Consider the following 17,346-nt stretch of genomic DNA (forward strand, 5'->3'; position numbering starts at 1 on the left):
CCGAACCACACCATGCACGAAAGATACGTACCCGCCGACGTCGAAGCCGCCGCCCAGGGCGACTGGCGCGCAGCCGATGCCTACAAGACGCAGGAAGATTCGCAGAAGCCGAAGTTCTACTGCGTGTCGATGCTGCCGTACCCGTCCGGCAAGCTGCACATGGGTCACGTGCGGAACTACACGATCAACGACGTGATGTACCGCTATCTGCGGATGAACGGCTACAACACGCTGATGCCGATGGGCTGGGACGCGTTCGGGATGCCGGCCGAAAACGCCGCGATGGCGAACGGCGTGCCGCCCGCGAAGTGGACCTACGACAACATCGACTACATGAAGGGCCAGATGCAGTCGATGGGCCTCGCGATCGACTGGTCGCGCGAGATCGCGACGTGCAAGCCCGACTACTACAAGTGGAACCAGTGGCTGTTCCTGAAGATGCTCGAGAAGGGCATCGCGTACAAGAAGACGGGCACCGTGAACTGGGACCCGGTCGACCAGACCGTGCTCGCGAACGAGCAGGTGATCGACGGCCGCGGCTGGCGCTCGGGCGCGCTCGTCGAAAAGCGCGAGATCCCGATGTACTACCTGCGGATCACGCAGTACGCCGATGAGCTGCTGAACGACCTCGACGGCCTCGGCTGGCCCGAGCGCGTGAAGATCATGCAGCAGAACTGGATCGGCAAGAGCTTCGGCGTGAACTTCGGCTTCCCGTACGAACTCGACGGCGAGCAGGCGCTGCTGCGCGTGTTCACGACGCGCGCCGACACGATCATGGGCGTCACGTTCTGCGCGATCGCGGCCGAGCACCCGCTCGCCACGCGCCTCGCACAGGGCAAGCCGGAACTGCAGGCGTTCATCGACGAATGCAAGCGCGGCGGCGTCGCCGAAGCCGACGTCGCGACGATGGAGAAGAAGGGCGTCGCGACGGGCTTCTCGGTCAAGCACCCGCTCACCGGCGAGCCGGTCGAGGTGTGGATCGGCAACTACGTGCTGATGAGCTATGGCGAAGGCGCGGTGATGGGCGTGCCGGGCCACGACGAGCGCGATTTCGCGTTCGCGAAGAAGTACGGCCTGCCGATCAAGCAGGTGATCTCGGCCGAAGGCCAGGCGTACTCGCTCGACGCATGGCAGGAGTGGTACGGCGACAAGGAAACCGCGGTCTGCGTGAACAGCGGCAAGTACGACGGCCTGCGCTACGCGGAAGCGGTCGATGCGGTCGCGGCCGACCTGAACGCCGGCGGCTTCGGCGACAAGCAGGTCACGTGGCGCCTGCGCGACTGGGGCGTATCGCGCCAGCGCTACTGGGGCACGCCGATCCCGATCATCCACTGCCCGTCGTGCGGCGACGTGCCGGTGCCGGAGCAGGACCTGCCGGTCGTGCTGCCGGAAGACCTCGTGCCGGACGGCTCGGGCAACCCGCTCGCGAAGTCGGAAGCGTTCCTGAACTGTTCGTGCCCGAAGTGCGGCGCGGCCGCGAAGCGCGAAACCGACACGATGGACACGTTCGTCGATTCGTCGTGGTACTTCTCGCGCTACACGGCGCCGGACGCCGACACGATGGTCGACGCGCGCACCGATTACTGGATGCCGATGGACCAGTACATCGGCGGCATCGAGCACGCGATCCTGCACCTGCTGTATTCGCGCTTCTGGACCAAGGTGATGCGCGACCTCGGCCTCGTGAAGTTCGGCGAGCCGGCGAAGAACCTGCTCACGCAGGGGATGGTGCTGAACGAGACGTTCTACCGCGAAGACGCATCGGGCAAGAAGACCTGGTACAACCCGGCCGACGTGACGGTCACGCACGACGACAAGGGCCGCCCGGTCGGCGCGACGCTGAACGCGGACGGCGAGCCGGTCGTGCTCGGCGGCATCGAGAAGATGTCGAAGTCGAAGAACAACGGGGTCGATCCGCAGGTGCTGATCGACCTGTACGGCGCCGATACCGCGCGCCTGTTCGTGATGTTCGCCGCACCGCCCGAGCAGCAGCTCGAGTGGTCGGGCTCGGGCGTCGAAGGCGCGAGCCGCTTCCTGCGCCGCGTGTGGAGCTTCGGCTACGGCAACCGCGAAGCGCTCGCCGCCCGTGCGGGCTTCGATGCAGCCGCGCTCGGCGAAGCCGACAAGGCGCTGCGCCGCGAGATCTACAGCGTGCTGAAGCAGGCCGATTTCGACTACCAGCGCCTGCAGTACAACACGGTCGTGTCGGCCACGATGAAGATGCTGAACGCGATCGACGGCGCGAAGGGCGCGACGCCCGGCGTGCTGCGCGAAGCGTACGGCGTGCTGCTGCGCGTGCTGTACCCGGTCGTGCCGCACGTCACGTTCGAGCTGTGGAAGGCACTCGGCTATGCGGACGAATTCGGTCCGCTGCTCGACGCGCCGTGGCCGAAGGTCGACGAGGCCGCGCTCGAGCAGGCCGAGATCGAACTCGTGCTGCAGGTGAACGGCAAGGTGCGCGGCGCGCTGAAGGTCGCGAAGGACGCGAGCCGCGAGGCGATCGAAGCCGCGGCAGTGGCCGACGAGGCATTCGCGAAGTTCAGCGACGGCAAGCCGGCGAAGAAGATCGTCGTCGTGCCGGGCCGCCTCGTGAACATCGTCGTCTGACGGCCGCCGGCCATCGGACGTACCCAGAAGGAGCGAAGGTGATCCGCAGATCGTTTTTGATGCTCGTCGGCAGCGCGGTCGCGCTGTCGGCATGCGGCTTCCAGTTGCGCGGCCAGCAGGACTACGCGTTCAAGCACCTGCTGGTGGCCGGCGCGCCGGCGCCCGTCGAGGCGCGCCTCGTGCGCCTCGTCGAGGCCGGCAGCGACACGAAGATCGTCAAGTCGGCGGACGACGCCGACGCCGTGCTGCGCATGTGGGAGTCGCGTGGCCAGAACACGCTGACGCTCAACAAGTACGGCTCGGCGCAGGAATACGCACTGTTCTATACGCTGAACTACACGCTGACGAGCAAGGACGGCACCGTGCTGATCCCGCCGAGCGCGATCGCGCTGAACCGCGCGATGACGTACAGCGACCAGTACACGAACGCGAAGGCGCAGGAAGCCGACATCCTGTACGGCGACATGCAGAACGATGCGGTCGACCAGCTGATGCGGCGTCTCGCGATCGTCCACTCGCTGACGCCGGCGCCGGAGGACGTGGTGCCGGGCGTGGCGCCGCGCGCGCCGCTGCCGCCGCCGCCGCTCTGATCGACGGCGCACGTAGCGATGCAATTGCGACTTGATGCGCTGGAGCCGCACCTCGCGAAGGGGTTGGCCGGGCTCTATACCGTCTTCGGCGACGAGCCGCTGCTCGCGCAGGAAGCGTGCGACCGCATTCGTGCGGCCGCGCGCGCGGCCGGCTTCACCGAGCGTTCGGTGCATACGGTCGAGCGCGGCTTCGACTGGAGCGTGCTGCTCGGCGCGACCCAGGCGATGTCGCTGTTCGGCGAGCGTCAGCTGATCGAGCTGCGCATTCCGTCGGGCAAGCCCGGCAAGGAAGGCGCCGATGCGCTGAAGACGCTCGCGGCCACGCCCAACCCCGACGCGCTGATGCTCGTCACGTTGCCGCGTCTCGATGCGGCCACGCAGAAATCCGCGTGGTTTACCGCGCTGCAGAACGGCGGCGTCGCGCTGAAGATCGATCCGGTCGACCGCGCGCAACTGCCGAACTGGATCGGCCAGCGTCTCGCGATGCAGGGCCAGCGTGCCGCACCCGGCGACGACGGGCGGCGTGCGCTGCAGTTCATCGCCGAGCGCGTCGAGGGCAACCTGCTCGCCGCGCACCAGGAAATCCAGAAGCTCGGGCTGCTGTATCCGCAAGGCGCGCTGTCGTTCGAGCAGGTGCACGACGCGGTGCTGAACGTCGCGCGCTACGACGTCTTCAAGCTGAACGAAGCGATGCTCGCCGGCGACGCCGCGCGGCTCGCGCGGATGATCGACGGGCTGAAGGGCGAGGGCGAGGCGATCGTGCTCGTGATGTGGGCCGTCGTCGAGGAATTGCGCACGTTGCTGCGGATCAAGCGCGGCGCGACGGCCGGCAAGCCGCTGGCGACGCTGCTGCGCGAGAACCGCGTGTGGGGGCCGCGCGAGCGGCTGATCGGCCCCGCGCTGAACCGCGTGTCGGAAGGCGTGCTCGAGAAGGCGCTCGCGTTCGCCGCGAAGCTCGACCGGCAGGTCAAGGGGCTCACGGCCGTCGCGCCGGGCCGCCGCACGCAGGACGAACCACCGCCCGATCCGTGGGACGGGCTGTTCCAGCTCGCGATGACGGTCGCGGGCGCGCGCGGCGAGCGACCGCCGACCGCGGGTCGTGTGCGACGCTAAGTCCCGTCAGGGCCTCCAGCGCGCGCTGCGCAACCCGCTTACAATGTTTTGATTGCTGGCGCGGCCTCCCGGCCGCTGCTTCGCCGGATGGCCGTCCCGCCGATGGCCATGCCACGCTTCCCCACGAATTCATGCCGCCCCGCGCGGCTCGCTTCTCGAGTCACACGATGGATATCGATCAGTACATGACCGACCTGGGCCGTCGCGCCCGGCACGCTTCCCGCGCGATGGCGCGCGCCAGCACGGCCGCGAAGAACGCGGCGCTCGACGCAGTGGCCCGCGCGATCGAACGCGACGCGCAGGTGCTGAAGGACGCAAACGCGCGTGACGTCGCCCGCGCCCGTGAAAAGGGGCTCGATGCAGCGTTCGTCGACCGCCTGACGCTGTCGGACAAGGCGCTGAAGACGATGGTCGAAGGGCTGCGCCAGGTCGCGTCGCTGGCCGATCCGATCGGCGAGATCGGCAACCTCAAGTACCGCCCGAGCGGGATCCAGGTCGGCCAGATGCGCGTGCCGCTCGGCGTGATCGGCATCATCTACGAATCGCGCCCGAACGTGACGATCGACGCGGCCGCGCTGTGCCTGAAGTCGGGCAACGCGACGATCCTGCGCGGCGGCTCCGAAGCGCTCGAATCGAACGCGGCGCTCGCGAAGCTGATCGGCGAAGGGCTCGAGGCGGCCGGGCTGCCGCAGGACGCGGTGCAGGTCGTCGCGACGGCCGATCGCGCGGCGGTCGGCAAGCTGATCACGATGACCGAATTCGTCGACGTGATCGTGCCGCGCGGCGGCAAGAGCCTGATCGAGCGCCTAATCAACGAGGCACGCGTGCCGATGATCAAGCACCTCGACGGCATCTGCCACGTGTACGTCGACGATCGCGCCGATCTCGCCAAGGCGCTGACCGTCTGCGACAACGCGAAGACGCATCGCTACGGCACCTGCAACACGATGGAGACGCTGCTCGTGTCGAGCGGCATCGCGGCCGCGCTGCTGCCGCCGCTCGGCAAGCTGTATCGCGACAAGCAGGTCGAGCTGCGCGTCGACGCGGCTGCGCGCGCGGTCCTCGCCGATGCGGGCGTCGGCCCGCTCGTCGACGCGACCGAGGAAGACTGGCACACCGAATATCTCGCGCCGGTGCTCGCGATCAAGGTCGTCGACGGCCTCGACGCCGCGATCGAGCACATCAACCATTACGGCTCGCATCACACCGATGCGATCGTCACCGAGGATCACGACCGCGCGATGCGTTTCCTGCGCGAAGTCGATTCGGCGAGCGTGATGGTCAACGCGTCGACGCGCTTCGCGGACGGTTTCGAATTCGGCCTCGGCGCGGAAATCGGCATCTCGAACGACAAGCTGCACGCACGCGGCCCCGTCGGCCTGGAAGGGCTGACGTCGCTGAAGTACGTCGTGCTCGGGCACGGCGAAGGCCGTCAGTAAGTCAACCGCGAGGCGCACAATCGATGGCAATGCTCTGGGTCAAGACGTTCCATATCGTTCTGATCGCCGCGTGGTTCGCGGGGCTCTTCTACCTGCCGCGCATCTACGTGAACCTGGCCATGGAGACCGATCCGGCCGCGGTACGGCGCCTGCTGCTGATGGCACGCAAGCTGTTCCGCTTCATGACGATGATCGCGGTGCCGGCGCTCGCCTGCGGGCTGTGGCTCTGGCTCGTGATCGGCATCGGGCAGGGGCAGGGCTGGATTCACGCGAAGGTGACGGTCGTGCTGCTGCTCATCATCTACCACGCGTACTGCGGGCACCTGCTGCGCGTGTTCGAGCGCGGCGAGAACCGCCGCACCGACAAGTGGTATCGCGTGTTCAACGAGCTGCCGGTGCTCGGCATGCTCGTGGCCGTCGCGCTGGTCGTGATCAAGCCGTTCTGAACGGCGCGGCCGGCCGGTACGTTGCCGCAGCTGCATGCACAACGGCGCCCCGAGGGGCGCCGTTGTGCGTTTACGTGCTGTTGCGTTTCGCGCGGCGCCGGTTCAATCCTTCGTGCCGTCGTCGATCCGGCGGCGCGTGATCGCTTCCTTCGCGCGGCCGACCCGTTCCATCAGCGCGGGGCCGCGCGATAGCGCGACGCCGACCGCGAGGATGTCGCCGATCGCGAGATGCGACATCCTCGACGTCATCGGCGAGAACACGTCCGTTTCCTCGGCGACGTTCGACGCGAGGCTCACGGTTGCGAGCTTCGCGAGCGGCGAATGGCTCTGCGTGATCGCGACGACTTTCGCGCCGCATGCGAGCGCGGAGCGTGCGGCGTCGACGATGTCGCGCGTGCGGCCGGTGTTCGAGATCGCGACGACGACGTCGTGCGGCCCGAGCAGCGCCGACGACATCGAGAAGGTGTGCGGATCCGAGTACGCGACGCTCGGCACGCCGAGCCGGAAGAACTTGTGCTGGATGTCCTGCGCGGCGATACCCGAGCCGCCGGCGCCGTAGAACTCGATCCGCGACGCGTTCGACAGCAGCGCGATCGCCTCGGCGACGCTGCCGGCAGACAGGCTGTTGCGCACTTCGATCAGTGCGCCGATCGTACGGTCGAACACCTTGCCGATGATGCCGGGCGCCGGTTCGTCGGGCTCGACGTCGCGGTAGACCGACGACACGCCCGGCGCGACGCTCTGCGCGAGCCGGATCTTGAATTCGCGAAAGCCGCTGCAGCCGAGCGCCTGGCAGAAGCGCGCGATGGTCGGCTGGCTGACGCCCGCGCGCGTCGACAGCTCGGTCATCGCGAGGTCGAGCACCTCGCGCGGCGCGGCGAGGATGTAGTCGGCGAGCTTGCGCTCGGAGGGGCGCAGGTCGGCGCGGATCGCTTCAATGCGAGGCAGCATGGGACGGCATGTGGAAATCGGGTTCGGATGAGCGAGTGTATCGCAATCGAATTGTAGAAAATCTACACGAAAATACTAGCGTCATCGTCGAGCTTTTGATGCGGTTGTAACAGGCGTAATTAGGGTTTTCACTAGTTAATGCCTTGCTGGTAGCGGGAATGAGGGTTGCGTGTCGTTCGATCCACATTGCATGCTTGTAGTTTTTCTACTAGACTGGCTTCGTTCGATCGACGAAGCTCGACCGTCCCCACGATTCCAACCGCCGGTGTCGGCCGGCATACAGGAGCGCCCAGCATGACGTCGCTGCACCCCACTCTGGCGAAGGTCACCGAACGCGTGATCGCCCGCAGCCAATCGACCCGTTCCGCCTATCTGCAGCGCATCGACGGCGCGCAGGGCAAGTTTCCGGCACGCGGCGCGCTGTCGTGTGCCAACCTCGCGCACGGCTTCGCGGGCCTCGAAGGCAACGACAAGTTCTCGATCAAGGCGATTCGCGAGCCGAACATCGGCATCGTGTCCTCGTACAACGAGATGCTGTCCGCGCATGCGCCGTACAAGGATTTCCCCGAGATCATCAAGGCGGCCGCGCGCGAGAACGGCGGCGTCGCCCAGTTCGCGGGCGGCGTGCCGGCGATGTGCGACGGCGTCACGCAGGGCAACCCGGGGATGGAGCTGTCGCTGTTCTCGCGCGAAGCGATCGCGATGGGCACGGCGATCGCGCTCACGCACAACATGTTCGACGCGGCGCTCTGCCTCGGCATCTGCGACAAGATCGTGCCGGGCCTCCTGATCGGCGCGCTGCAGTTCGGCCACCTGCCGACGATCTTCGTGCCGGCCGGCCCGATGACGAGCGGCCTGTCGAACGACGACAAGGCGAAGATCCGCCAGCAGTTCGCGACCGGCCAGGTCGGCCGTGACGCGCTGCTCGAAGCCGAATCGGCCGCGTATCACGGCCACGGCACCTGCACGTTCTACGGCACCGCGAACAGCAACCAGATGCTGATGGAGCTGATGGGGCTGCACCTGCCGGGCTCGGCATTCGTTCATCCGCACACGCCGCTGCGCACCGCGCTGACGGCCGAGGCCGCGCGCCGCGTGCTCGACCTGACCGTCGAGCGCGGCCACTACACGCCGATCGGCCATGTGATCGACGAGAAGGCGATCGTCAACGGGATCGTCGCGCTGCTCGCGACGGGCGGCTCGACCAACCACACGCTGCACCTCGTCGCGATCGCCCGCGCGGCCGGCATCCTGATCGACTGGAACGACTTCGACGAGCTGTCGGCCGTCGTGCCGCTGCTCGCGAAGATCTACCCGAACGGCAAGGCCGACGTGAACCATTTCCACGCGGCGGGCGGCGTCGCGTTCCTGGTGCGCAACCTGCTCGAAGGCGGGCTGCTGCACGAGGACGTGACGACGGTCGCCGGCAAGGGGCTCACGCACTACACGAAGGAGCCGAAGCTGATCGACGGCAAGCTGACGTGGGTCGACGGCGCGGCCGAGAGCCACGACACGAAGGTGCTGCGCGGCATTCGCGAGCCGTTCCAGCCGGACGGCGGCCTGCGCCTGATGCAGGGCCGGCTCGGCCGCGGCGTGATCAAGATCTCGGCGGTCGCGCCCGAGCACCGCAAGGTGACGGCGCCGGCGATCGTGTTCGACTCGCAGGAAGCCGTGCAGGAAGCGTTCGATCGCGGCGAGCTGAAGCGCGATTTCGTCGCGGTCGTGCGCTTCCAGGGCGCGCGTGCGAACGGGATGCCCGAGCTGCACCGTTTGACGCCGCTGCTCGGCGTGCTGCAGGATCAGGGCTTCCATGTCGCGCTGGTCACCGACGGCCGCATGTCGGGCGCGTCGGGCAAGGTGCCGGCCGTGATCCACGTATCGCCGGAAGCGCTGCTGGCCGGCCCGCTCGGCAAGGTGAAGACGGGCGATACGCTCGTGATCGACGCGGAAGCCGGCGTGCTCGACATCGAGGTCGACGACGCCGAGTGGCGTGCGCGCCCGGTCGCGCAGCCGCAGCACCAGGCTGAGAACGAGGTCGGGTTCGGGCGCGAACTGTTCGGCGTGTTCCGCGCGGCCGCCGCGCCGGCCGAGCAGGGCGCATCGGTTTTCGGGACGCTGGTCGGCGAAACGGCCGCCCACGTCGCCGCATGAATTTCAAGGAGCCAATTCAATGAAGACGATTGCTGAAATCGTGAAGCTGGGCCCGGTCATTCCGGTGCTCGCGTTCGACTCGGTCGAGCAGGGTGAAAACGTGTCGCGCGCGTTGCACGCGGGTGGCGTGAAGGTGCTCGAGATCACGCTGCGCACGCCGGCCGGCCTGGAGGCGATCCAGCGCGCGAGCCAGCTCGCGGACGACATCGTCGTCGGCGTCGGCACGATCACGAAGCCGGAGCACTGCGCGCAGGCGAAGCGCGCGGGCGCCACGTTCGGCGTGTCGCCGGGCCTGACGAAGGAACTGCACCTCGCGTCGCTCGACGCGGGCCTGCCGCTGCTGCCGGGCGTGATGACGCCGAGCGACATCATCCAGGCGCTCGAATTCGGCTACGAGATCGTGAAGTTCTTCCCCGCGCAGCAGGCGGGCGGCGTGCCGATGCTGCAGGCGTTCCACGGCCCGTTCCCGGCGCTGAAGTTCTGCCCGACCGGCGGCATCACGGTCGACACCGCGCCGAATTTCCTGAAGCTGCCGAACGTCGTGTGCGTCGGCGGCTCGTGGCTCACGCCGAAGGCCGCGCTCGCCGCGCAGGACTGGGCCGAAGTCACGCGCCTCGCGCAAGCCGCGAGCCAGCTGCTCCGTTAATACTTGTATGAAATGAAGAATCGGCCCTCGGAAGCAAGCGTTAGTGCTTGTTTTTCCGAGGGTTTTTGCTGATGGAACCGGTTCTATCCGCAGGCCGCAAAGATAAGTAAAATTCAGCGTCCTGACGGGGTGGGTACCCCCCGTGTTTCGGAGACTCGCATAGCCGGGCATACTCGCTACAACTCGCCCGGTTCGAACAATTCTAGGAGGAGTGCCACATGGGGGCTGTCCAAGGCAGCATGCTGCTCGTATTCACGCTGATCGCGATTGCCGCGCTGATCCTGATGATCGCGCGCTACAAGATCTACCCGTTCCTGGTGCTGATCATCGTTTCGCTCGGCCTCGGTCTCGTCGTCGGCATGCCGATGGACAAGATCGTCAAGTCGTTCGAGACGGGCACCGGCGGCACGCTCGGCCACATCGCGATCGTCGTCGGCCTCGGCACGATGCTCGGCAAGATGATGGCCGAATCGGGCGGCGCCGAACGGATCGCGACCACGCTGATCGACTGGTTCGGTGAAAAGAACATCCACTGGGCGATGATGTTCGTCGCGATCATCGTCGGCCTGCCGGTGTTCTTCGAAGTCGGCTTCGTGCTGCTGATCCCGATCGCGTTCAACGTCGCGAAGCGCACCGGCAAGTCGCTGCTCGTCGTCGGCCTGCCGATGGTGGCCGGCCTGTCCGTCGTGCACGGCCTGATCCCGCCGCACCCGGCCGCGCTGCTGGCCGTCCAGCAATACGGCGCCGATATCGGCAAGACGATCGCGTTCGGCCTGCTCGTCGGCGTGCCGACCGCGATCATCGCGGGCCCGCTGTTCGCGCTGACGATCTCGAAGTTCGTGAAGCTGCCGGAAAACAACCCGCTCGCCGCGCAGTTCGTCGATTCGCGTACGGATGGCAGCAAGCGCGAACTGCCGAGCTTCGGCATCACGCTGTTCACGATCCTGCTGCCCGTCGTGCTGATGCTCGTCGGCAGCTGGGCCGACCTGGTGTTCACGCCGAAGTCGCTGCCGAACAACCTGCTGCGCTTCGCCGGCAACTCGGACGTCGCGCTGCTGATCGCCGTGCTCGTGAGCTTCTTCACGTTCGGCAAGCTGCAGGGTTTCAACCGCGACCAGATCCAGAAGTTCTGCAGCGAGTGCCTGGCGCCGATCGCCGGGATCACGCTGATCGTCGGCGCGGGCGGCGGCTTCGGCGGCGTCCTGCGCGACAGCGGGATCTCGCAGCAGATCGTCGAGACCGCGAAGCACGCGCACCTGTCGCCGCTGCTGCTCGGTTGGTTCGTCGCGGCGCTGATGCGTCTCGCGACGGGTTCGGCGACGGTCGCGATGACGACGGCTTGCGGCATCGTCGCGCCGATCGCGGCGGCGGCCGGCACGACGGTCAGCCCGGAGCTGCTGGTGCTCGCCACGGGCTCGGGCTCGCTGATCTTCTCGCACGTGAACGACGGCGGCTTCTGGCTGATCAAGGAATACTTCGGGATGACGGTCGGTCAGACGTTCAAGACCTGGTCGTTGCTCGAAACCATCATTTCAGTGCTTGGTCTGGGCTTTACGCTGCTGCTGAGCATGGTTTTGTAACAAGGGGTAGTCAATGATTCTGATCGCAATGGGCGTGTCGGGCGCAGGCAAGTCGCTGATCGGCGAAATGCTGGCGGAACGCCTGTCGTGCAGCTATACCGATGGCGACGCGTTTCACAGCGCGGCGAACAAGGAGAAGATGCACAACGGCATTCCGTTGACCGACGACGACCGCTGGCCGTGGCTGCGCACGATCCGCGCGGCCATCGAGGAAAAGCAGCATGCCGGCGAAACGGCCGTGTTCACGTGCTCGTCGCTGAAGCGGTCGTACCGCGACGTGCTGCGCGGCACCGACACCGATGTGCGGTTCGTGTATCTGAAGGGTTCGTTCGAGGTGTTGCAAGAGCGCCTGAAGAGCCGCACCGGCCATTTCTTCGATCCGTCGCTGCTGAAGAGCCAGCTCGACACGCTCGAGGAGCCGGGCCCGGACGAAGCGATCGAGGTCAGCATCGAGCTGACGCCCGAGCAGATCGTCGATCATGTCATGCTGAAGATCGGCATTGCGCAGCAGCACTGAGCGCGGTTCGCGGCAATCGTCATGGAAAAGGCGCCTTCGGGCGCCTTTTTCGTTGGTGGCGGCGCGAACGCCGGTCAGGCCGGGCGTGCGCGTTGCGCGATGCCGTCGAGCAGCACGTCGAGCATCGTGTCGTACACGACCGCAGGATCGAGCTGCGCATAGAGCGGGGCGGCCGATTTGACGAGCGGATGCGCGGCGTCGGACAGTGCGTTCATCTCCGCGAGCTCGACGTCGTTCGCGGCACGCGTGAGGCCGCCGGCTTCGGCGGCGGCCAGGCCGATCACGCTTGCATACCAGCCGACGCACACCGACGGCAGCGCCGCGCGCGGGATGCCGGCGTCGGTCAGCGCGCGATGTACGGCCTCGATATGCGCGAGATCGGCCGGCCCGGTACTCATGTGCCGTTGCAGCAGCGCGAACGCGGCAGGGTAGCGCAGCGCGAGTGCGCGGTACTGGCGCGCGAGGTCGCGCAGCCGCTCGCGCCACGGCAGCGACGGGTCGACCGGCACGAGCGAGCGCGACAGCGCGTTCGCGATCGCGCGGCTCAGGCCGTCCTTCGACTTGAAGTGGTACAGCACGCTCATCGGGTCGCAGCCGACCGACTGCGCGAGCTTGCGCACGCTGAACGCGGCTTCGCCGACGTCTTCGAGCAGCGCGAGCGCGGCCGCGACGATCGCGTCCTTGTCGAGGCCGCGCGGGCCCTGGGCGGGTTTGTCTTTCATCGAGGCGGGCTGGCATGCCGGCGCGGCGCCGGCTGTAAACTTGACGAAAGCTTATTCTACACTGTAGAATTATTTCTGCGGTGTAGAAATTGGGTGTCCCGGCACCTTTCAATGCGTGCTTTCGCACGGTCCGGGATCCAGGCAGACACGAGCGTGCCTGCCGTCAACACGGGCCATCGCGCCCTTTATTTCGTTGACACCCAAGTGGAACCGGCTGCCCCACCCGCGAAGCCAAACGGCTCTTCGACAGGCGGCCCAAGACCATGCAAGTGCAATCATGACTTCCAACAACAAACCCCTGATCCAGGGCGAATCGCGTTTCGAACCCACGCAACTGAATATCGAGCAGGACAATTGGAACTGGTGCGACCCGGCCCGCTACGACAGCGAGCGTCCGGCCAACTGGTACGAGGCGTCGCTGTCGCGCCACGCGAACGGCGCGCCGCTTGCGCACGACGCCGTGTGCGACGTGCTCGTGATCGGTGCGGGGCTGCTCGGCGCATCGGCCGCGCTGCATCTCGCGGAAGCGGGCGTCGACACGATCCTCGTCGACAAGCATCACGTCGGCTCGGCCGCGTCCGGCCGCAACGGCGGGCAACTGACGCCCGGCCTCGCGCGCTGGGAAGCGGCCGACATGATCGACCACCTGTCGCACGACGACGCGAAGCGGCTGTGGCGTTTCGCATCGGCCGAATCGATGGACCTGATCGATGCGATCGGCGCGCGCTACGCGCTCGAGCTCGACCGCAAGCGCGGCCACGTCACGGCGGCCGTTCACCCCGGCCACATGAGCGCGCTGCTCGACGGCGCGGATGCGCGCCGTCATCTCGGCGACGCGGGCGTGACGCTCGTCGGCCGCCATCAGCTGCACGACGAATACGTGCGCTCGGGGCTGTACCATGGCGCGGCGATCGACGCGCTCGGCGGGCAGATCCATCCGCTCGCGCTGGTGCGCGGCCTCGTGCACGGCTTCCGGCTGAACGGCGGCGCGCTGTTCGAGGGCACCGAGGTGCTCGAACTCGACGAGACGCCGGCAGGCGTCGTTGCGACGACGCCGGGCGGCACGATCACCGCGCGCAAGGGTGTCGTGCTCGCGCTGCACAACACGACGTTCCGGCTGCTCGACGACGGCACGGCGACCACGGTGCCGTTCTTCACGTACGTGAGCGTGACGGCGCCGCTCGACGTCGATGTCGCGACGCTGATGCCGGCCGGCATGCCCGTGTACGACACGCAGTTCCAGATCGACTACTACCGGCCGGTGCGCGGCAACCGGCTGCTGTTCGGCGGGCAGGGCACCGGCAGCTGCTGGGCGCAGCCCGACGTCAATGCGTATCTGCTGACGCGGCTGAACACGGTGTTTCCGCAGGCCGACGGCAGCTTCGCGCTCGACTACTGCTGGAGCGGCGTCAGCGATTTCACGCTGAACGGCGCCACCGACAGCCGCAAGACCGACGGCCGCGTGCCGATGTACATGGTGCAGGGCTGGAGCGGCCACGGCGTCGCGCAGACGGTGCGGATCGGCAAGGCGATCTGCGACGATTTCGTCGGTCGCAACGACGATTTCTCGATGCTCACGGGCATCGATCACCGCGCAATTCCGCTCGGCCGGCAGTTGTCGCCGATCGCGATTCCCGCCGCGAAGGCCGCGATGAGCGTGATGAGCGCGCTCAACCCGGGGCGGATGATTTCGTTCTGACCGGCTGAGGCAGGCAACAAAAAGCCCGATGCGATCGCTCGCATCGGGCTTTTTTACGTGCAGGGACGGCGGTGCTTACGCGATCCGCTTCGCGAGTTCGACGGCCTTGCCGATGTACGACGCGGGCGTCATCGCGAGCAGGAGATCCTTCGCGTCCTGCGGGATCGCGAGCGTGCCGACGAACTCCTGCAGCGCTTCGCGCGTGATGCCCTTGCCGCGCGTCAGTTCCTTCAGCTGCTCGTACGGGTTCTCGATGCCGTAGCGGCGCATCACCGTCTGCACCGGCTCGGCCAGCACTTCCCAGCAGTTGTCGAGATCTTCGTTCAGGCGCTGCGGGTTCACTTCGAGCTTGTCGAGGCCGCGGATCAGCGAGTCGTACGCGAGCAGCGAGTAGCCGAGCGCGACGCCCATGTTGCGCAGCACCGTCGAGTCGGTCAGGTCGCGCTGCCAGCGCGACACCGGCAGCTTGTCGGCGAGGTGGCGCAGCGTCGCGTTCGCGAGGCCGAGGTTGCCTTCCGAGTTCTCGAAGTCGATCGGGTTGACCTTGTGCGGCATCGTCGACGAGCCGATTTCGCCGGCCTTCGTCTTCTGCTTGAAGTAGCCGACCGAGATGTAGCCCCACACGTCGCGGTCGAGGTCGAGCAGGATCGTGTTCGCGCGCGCGACGGCGTCGAACAGCTCGGCCATGTAGTCGTGCGGCTCGATCTGGATCGTGTACGGGTTGAACGTGAGCTTCAGGCGGTTTTCGATCACGTCGCGCGAGAACGCTTCCCAGTCGAATTCCGGATACGCGGACAGATGCGCGTTGAAGTTGCCCACCGCGCCGTTCATCTTGCCGAGGATCTCGACCTTCTCGATACGCGTGATCGCACGGGCGAGACGCGCGGCGACGTTCGCGAGTTCCTTGCCGAGCGTCGTCGGGCTGGCCGGCTGGCCGTGCGTGCGCGACAGCATCGGTTGCTCGGCGTGCGCGTGCGCGAGCGCGACGAGGCGCTGGTAGACCGTGCGCAGTGCCGGCAGGATCACGTGTTCGCGCGCGCCGGCGAGCATCATCCCGTGCGACGTGTTGTTGATGTCCTCGGACGTGCACGCGAAGTGAATGAATTCGCTGGCCTTCTCGAGTTCGGCCTGGCCCTTCACCGATTCCTTCAGCCAGTATTCGACGGCCTTCACGTCGTGGTTCGTCACGCGCTCGATTTCCTTGATGCGGGCGGCATCGTGCGCGGTGAAGCGCTCGGCGAGCTGCAGCAGGAACTGCTCGGACGCATCGGAGAAGCGCGGGACTTCCGCGAAGCCGGCGCGCGACAGCGCGATCAGCCAGTGCACCTCGACGGTGACGCGGTGGCGCATGAAGGCGGCTTCGGAGAGCCAGTCGCGCAGCGCTTCGGTCTTGCTGGCGTAGCGGCCGTCGATGGGCGAGAGCGCGGTGAGGGCGAAAAGCGTATCGGGACGAGTGTCGGACATGATCGGGCAGGGCCTTTTGGGGCCGGGGCGAACGAGGGAAGGAGAATCCGGCATTTTACCATTGGCGCGCGGCGATCCCGGCCGAACCGGTCCAGCCGCGGCTGCCACGGGCGAGCGATGCTCGGGCGGTGCACGAATGGCGTGCCGGCGCTCGCCCGCGCAGGCCCGCCGGGCCGCGCGCCAAGCCGCCGGCCGGCCCCGCCCGCCGGTAGAATGCAGGCTTCTTCCCGACCGCCGCCCGCCGCGCCCGCCTGCATGGAACTGAAATGGCTCGAAGACTTCGTCTCGCTCGCGGAAACGCGCAGCTTTAGTCGCTCCGCCGAACTGCGGCACGTGTCGCAGCCGGCGTTTTCGCGGCGGATCCAGGCGCTGGAAGCATGGCTCGCGACCGAACTGATCGACCGTTCGGTCTATCCGACGCGGCTCACGCAGGCCGGCCAGATCTTCTACGAGCAGGCGCTGACGATGCTGTCGCAGGCGCACGAGGCGCGCACGCTGCTGCGCGGCCACGTCGGCGCGCCGGTGCCGACGATCGAGTTCGCGGTGCCGCACACGCTGTCGCTCACGTATTTCCCGCGCTGGCTGCAGCGGATCGAGGCGAAGATGGGCCAGGTCCACACGCGGCTGCGCGCGCTGAACGTGCACGACGCGGTGCTGTCGCTCGTCGAGGGCGGTTGCGATCTCGTGATGGGCTACCACCACCCGAGCCACCCCGTCGCGCTCGACCCGGCGCGCTACGACATGCTGATCCTCGGCAGCGAGCCGATCAGCCCGTTCTCGGCGCCCGGCCGCGCGGGCCGGCCGCGCTATACGCTGCCCGGCGCGGCCGATGCGCGCGTGCCGTACCTGTCGTATACGCCGAACGCGTATCTCGGCCGGATGACCGAGGTCATCATCGCGAACGCGCCGACGCGGCTGTTCCTCGACCGCGTCTACGAAACCGACATGGCCGAAGGGCTGAAGGCGATGGCGCTCGCGGGCCACGGCGTCGCGTTCCTGCCGCACAGCGCGGTCGAGGATGCGGTCGCGGGCGGCCGCCTGATCCGGCTCGACCGGTCGGTTCGCGGCGGCGCGCATCCGTTCACGCTGACGATGGAGATCCGGCTGTACTGCGACAAGCTCGCGCTGCAGGGCGACGATCCGCGCCAGAAGCTCGTGCGTGCGCTATGGGACGTCGTGCGCGACGAGCTGCGCGACACCACGCATTAACCGCCGGCGGTTAATTTTCCGCGGCCGGTCAGGCGCGGCCGGCTGACGGCACGCTTGCGGCGCCTGTCGGACGGCTGTCCGGCGGCCGGCCCGCACGCATTCCCTTCGATTTTTCGCCGACGCGATGCACGGCTGATCGCGGGCGTTCTTGCGCAAATCGACCGCGGATTTGCGAAAAATCGCGATCATGCAAGAAACGCATAATCGAATAA

General features: G+C 67.3%; 14 protein-coding genes. 11 read left to right on the forward strand and 3 right to left on the reverse strand.

What is annotated here, in order from left to right; translation table 11 throughout:
* Positions 1 to 12: 12 nt before the first annotated feature.
* The 5 genes from leuS (at position 13) to AC5LXX_RS02985 (ending at position 6,195) form a co-directional block, all read left to right on the forward strand.
* Positions 13 to 2,607 (forward strand): leucine--tRNA ligase, encoded by a 2,595-nt coding sequence (leuS, locus tag AC5LXX_RS02965; protein WP_124455379.1) that lies wholly within the window; start codon positions 13 to 15, stop codon positions 2,605 to 2,607.
* A 38-nt stretch (positions 2,608 to 2,645) separates the two neighbouring features.
* The gene (locus AC5LXX_RS02970; protein WP_322083753.1) at positions 2,646 to 3,197 is read left to right on the forward strand and encodes an LPS-assembly lipoprotein LptE; all 552 of its coding nucleotides are present in this window, start codon (positions 2,646 to 2,648) and stop codon (positions 3,195 to 3,197) included.
* An 18-nt stretch (positions 3,198 to 3,215) separates the two neighbouring features.
* Positions 3,216 to 4,310, forward strand: coding sequence for a DNA polymerase III subunit delta (gene holA / locus AC5LXX_RS02975; protein ID WP_124455381.1), 1,095 nt, complete (start codon positions 3,216 to 3,218; stop codon positions 4,308 to 4,310).
* Positions 4,311 to 4,477: 167 nt separating this feature from the next.
* Complete coding sequence (locus AC5LXX_RS02980) at positions 4,478 to 5,749, forward strand: glutamate-5-semialdehyde dehydrogenase (RefSeq protein ID WP_493410421.1); 1,272 nt, start codon at positions 4,478 to 4,480, stop codon at positions 5,747 to 5,749.
* A 23-nt stretch (positions 5,750 to 5,772) separates the two neighbouring features.
* Positions 5,773 to 6,195, forward strand: coding sequence for a CopD family protein (locus tag AC5LXX_RS02985; protein WP_493410422.1), 423 nt, complete (start codon positions 5,773 to 5,775; stop codon positions 6,193 to 6,195).
* Positions 6,196 to 6,297: 102 nt separating this feature from the next.
* Here the strand turns inward: AC5LXX_RS02985 and AC5LXX_RS02990 are convergent, their stop codons facing one another.
* Positions 6,298 to 7,146 (reverse strand): MurR/RpiR family transcriptional regulator, encoded by an 849-nt coding sequence (locus AC5LXX_RS02990; RefSeq protein ID WP_493402318.1) that lies wholly within the window; start codon positions 7,144 to 7,146, stop codon positions 6,298 to 6,300.
* 294 nt (positions 7,147 to 7,440) lie between these two features.
* On the opposite strand from AC5LXX_RS02990, the gene edd reads away from it, so the two are divergent.
* The 4 genes from edd to AC5LXX_RS03010 all read left to right on the forward strand — a co-directional run bounded on the left by edd (position 7,441) and on the right by AC5LXX_RS03010 (position 12,040).
* A complete protein-coding gene (gene edd / locus AC5LXX_RS02995) occupies positions 7,441 to 9,297 on the forward strand; it encodes a phosphogluconate dehydratase (protein WP_493410423.1) in 1,857 nt (618 codons plus the stop codon).
* A gap of 19 nt (positions 9,298 to 9,316) precedes the next feature.
* Positions 9,317 to 9,943 carry a bifunctional 4-hydroxy-2-oxoglutarate aldolase/2-dehydro-3-deoxy-phosphogluconate aldolase gene (gene eda, locus AC5LXX_RS03000; protein WP_493410424.1) on the forward strand — a complete coding sequence of 209 codons (627 nt, stop codon included), beginning with the start codon at positions 9,317 to 9,319 and terminating at the stop codon, positions 9,941 to 9,943.
* A gap of 218 nt (positions 9,944 to 10,161) precedes the next feature.
* On the forward strand, positions 10,162 to 11,523 hold the full coding sequence (locus tag AC5LXX_RS03005; RefSeq protein ID WP_493410425.1) for a GntP family permease: 1,362 nt from the start codon (positions 10,162 to 10,164) through the stop codon (positions 11,521 to 11,523).
* Positions 11,524 to 11,536: 13 nt separating this feature from the next.
* Entirely contained in the window at positions 11,537 to 12,040 is a 504-nt protein-coding gene (locus AC5LXX_RS03010) for a gluconokinase (RefSeq protein ID WP_493410426.1), read from the forward strand.
* Positions 12,041 to 12,114: 74 nt separating this feature from the next.
* Here the strand turns inward: AC5LXX_RS03010 and AC5LXX_RS03015 are convergent, their stop codons facing one another.
* Positions 12,115 to 12,762, reverse strand: a complete 648-nt coding sequence (locus AC5LXX_RS03015; RefSeq protein WP_493410427.1) for a TetR/AcrR family transcriptional regulator — start codon at positions 12,760 to 12,762, stop codon at positions 12,115 to 12,117.
* Positions 12,763 to 13,039: 277 nt separating this feature from the next.
* Between AC5LXX_RS03015 and AC5LXX_RS03020 the strand changes: the two genes are divergently transcribed.
* Positions 13,040 to 14,461: an NAD(P)/FAD-dependent oxidoreductase gene (locus tag AC5LXX_RS03020; protein WP_493410428.1), complete on the forward strand. Its 1,422-nt coding sequence runs from the start codon at positions 13,040 to 13,042 to the stop codon at positions 14,459 to 14,461.
* Positions 14,462 to 14,536: 75 nt separating this feature from the next.
* On the opposite strand, the gene purB is transcribed toward AC5LXX_RS03020, so the two are convergent.
* Positions 14,537 to 15,925 carry an adenylosuccinate lyase gene (purB, locus tag AC5LXX_RS03025; RefSeq protein WP_124455391.1) on the reverse strand — a complete coding sequence of 463 codons (1,389 nt, stop codon included), beginning with the start codon at positions 15,923 to 15,925 and terminating at the stop codon, positions 14,537 to 14,539.
* Positions 15,926 to 16,180: 255 nt separating this feature from the next.
* Between purB and AC5LXX_RS03030 the strand changes: the two genes are divergently transcribed.
* The gene (locus tag AC5LXX_RS03030; protein ID WP_124455392.1) at positions 16,181 to 17,134 is read left to right on the forward strand and encodes a LysR substrate-binding domain-containing protein; all 954 of its coding nucleotides are present in this window, start codon (positions 16,181 to 16,183) and stop codon (positions 17,132 to 17,134) included.
* Positions 17,135 to 17,346: the final 212 nt, after the last annotated feature.

This window comes from Burkholderia torrens (assembly GCF_984668525.1).

What these genes read in the sequence shown, in the direction of transcription:
- leuS (WP_124455379.1), top strand. Translation starts at nt 13, where the DNA reads ATGCACGAAAGATACGTACCCGCCGACGTCGAAGCCGCCGCCCAGGGC.
- holA (WP_124455381.1), top strand. Translation starts at nt 3,216, where the DNA reads ATGCAATTGCGACTTGATGCGCTGGAGCCGCACCTCGCGAAGGGGTTG.
- AC5LXX_RS02980 (WP_493410421.1), top strand. Translation starts at nt 4,478, where the DNA reads ATGGATATCGATCAGTACATGACCGACCTGGGCCGTCGCGCCCGGCAC.
- AC5LXX_RS02985 (WP_493410422.1), top strand. Translation starts at nt 5,773, where the DNA reads ATGGCAATGCTCTGGGTCAAGACGTTCCATATCGTTCTGATCGCCGCG.
- AC5LXX_RS02990 (WP_493402318.1), bottom strand. Translation starts at nt 7,146, where the DNA reads ATGCTGCCTCGCATTGAAGCGATCCGCGCCGACCTGCGCCCCTCCGAG.
- edd (WP_493410423.1), top strand. Translation starts at nt 7,441, where the DNA reads ATGACGTCGCTGCACCCCACTCTGGCGAAGGTCACCGAACGCGTGATC.
- eda (WP_493410424.1), top strand. Translation starts at nt 9,317, where the DNA reads ATGAAGACGATTGCTGAAATCGTGAAGCTGGGCCCGGTCATTCCGGTG.
- AC5LXX_RS03005 (WP_493410425.1), top strand. Translation starts at nt 10,162, where the DNA reads ATGGGGGCTGTCCAAGGCAGCATGCTGCTCGTATTCACGCTGATCGCG.
- AC5LXX_RS03010 (WP_493410426.1), top strand. Translation starts at nt 11,537, where the DNA reads ATGATTCTGATCGCAATGGGCGTGTCGGGCGCAGGCAAGTCGCTGATC.
- AC5LXX_RS03015 (WP_493410427.1), bottom strand. Translation starts at nt 12,762, where the DNA reads ATGAAAGACAAACCCGCCCAGGGCCCGCGCGGCCTCGACAAGGACGCG.
- AC5LXX_RS03020 (WP_493410428.1), top strand. Translation starts at nt 13,040, where the DNA reads ATGACTTCCAACAACAAACCCCTGATCCAGGGCGAATCGCGTTTCGAA.
- purB (WP_124455391.1), bottom strand. Translation starts at nt 15,925, where the DNA reads ATGTCCGACACTCGTCCCGATACGCTTTTCGCCCTCACCGCGCTCTCG.
- AC5LXX_RS03030 (WP_124455392.1), top strand. Translation starts at nt 16,181, where the DNA reads ATGGAACTGAAATGGCTCGAAGACTTCGTCTCGCTCGCGGAAACGCGC.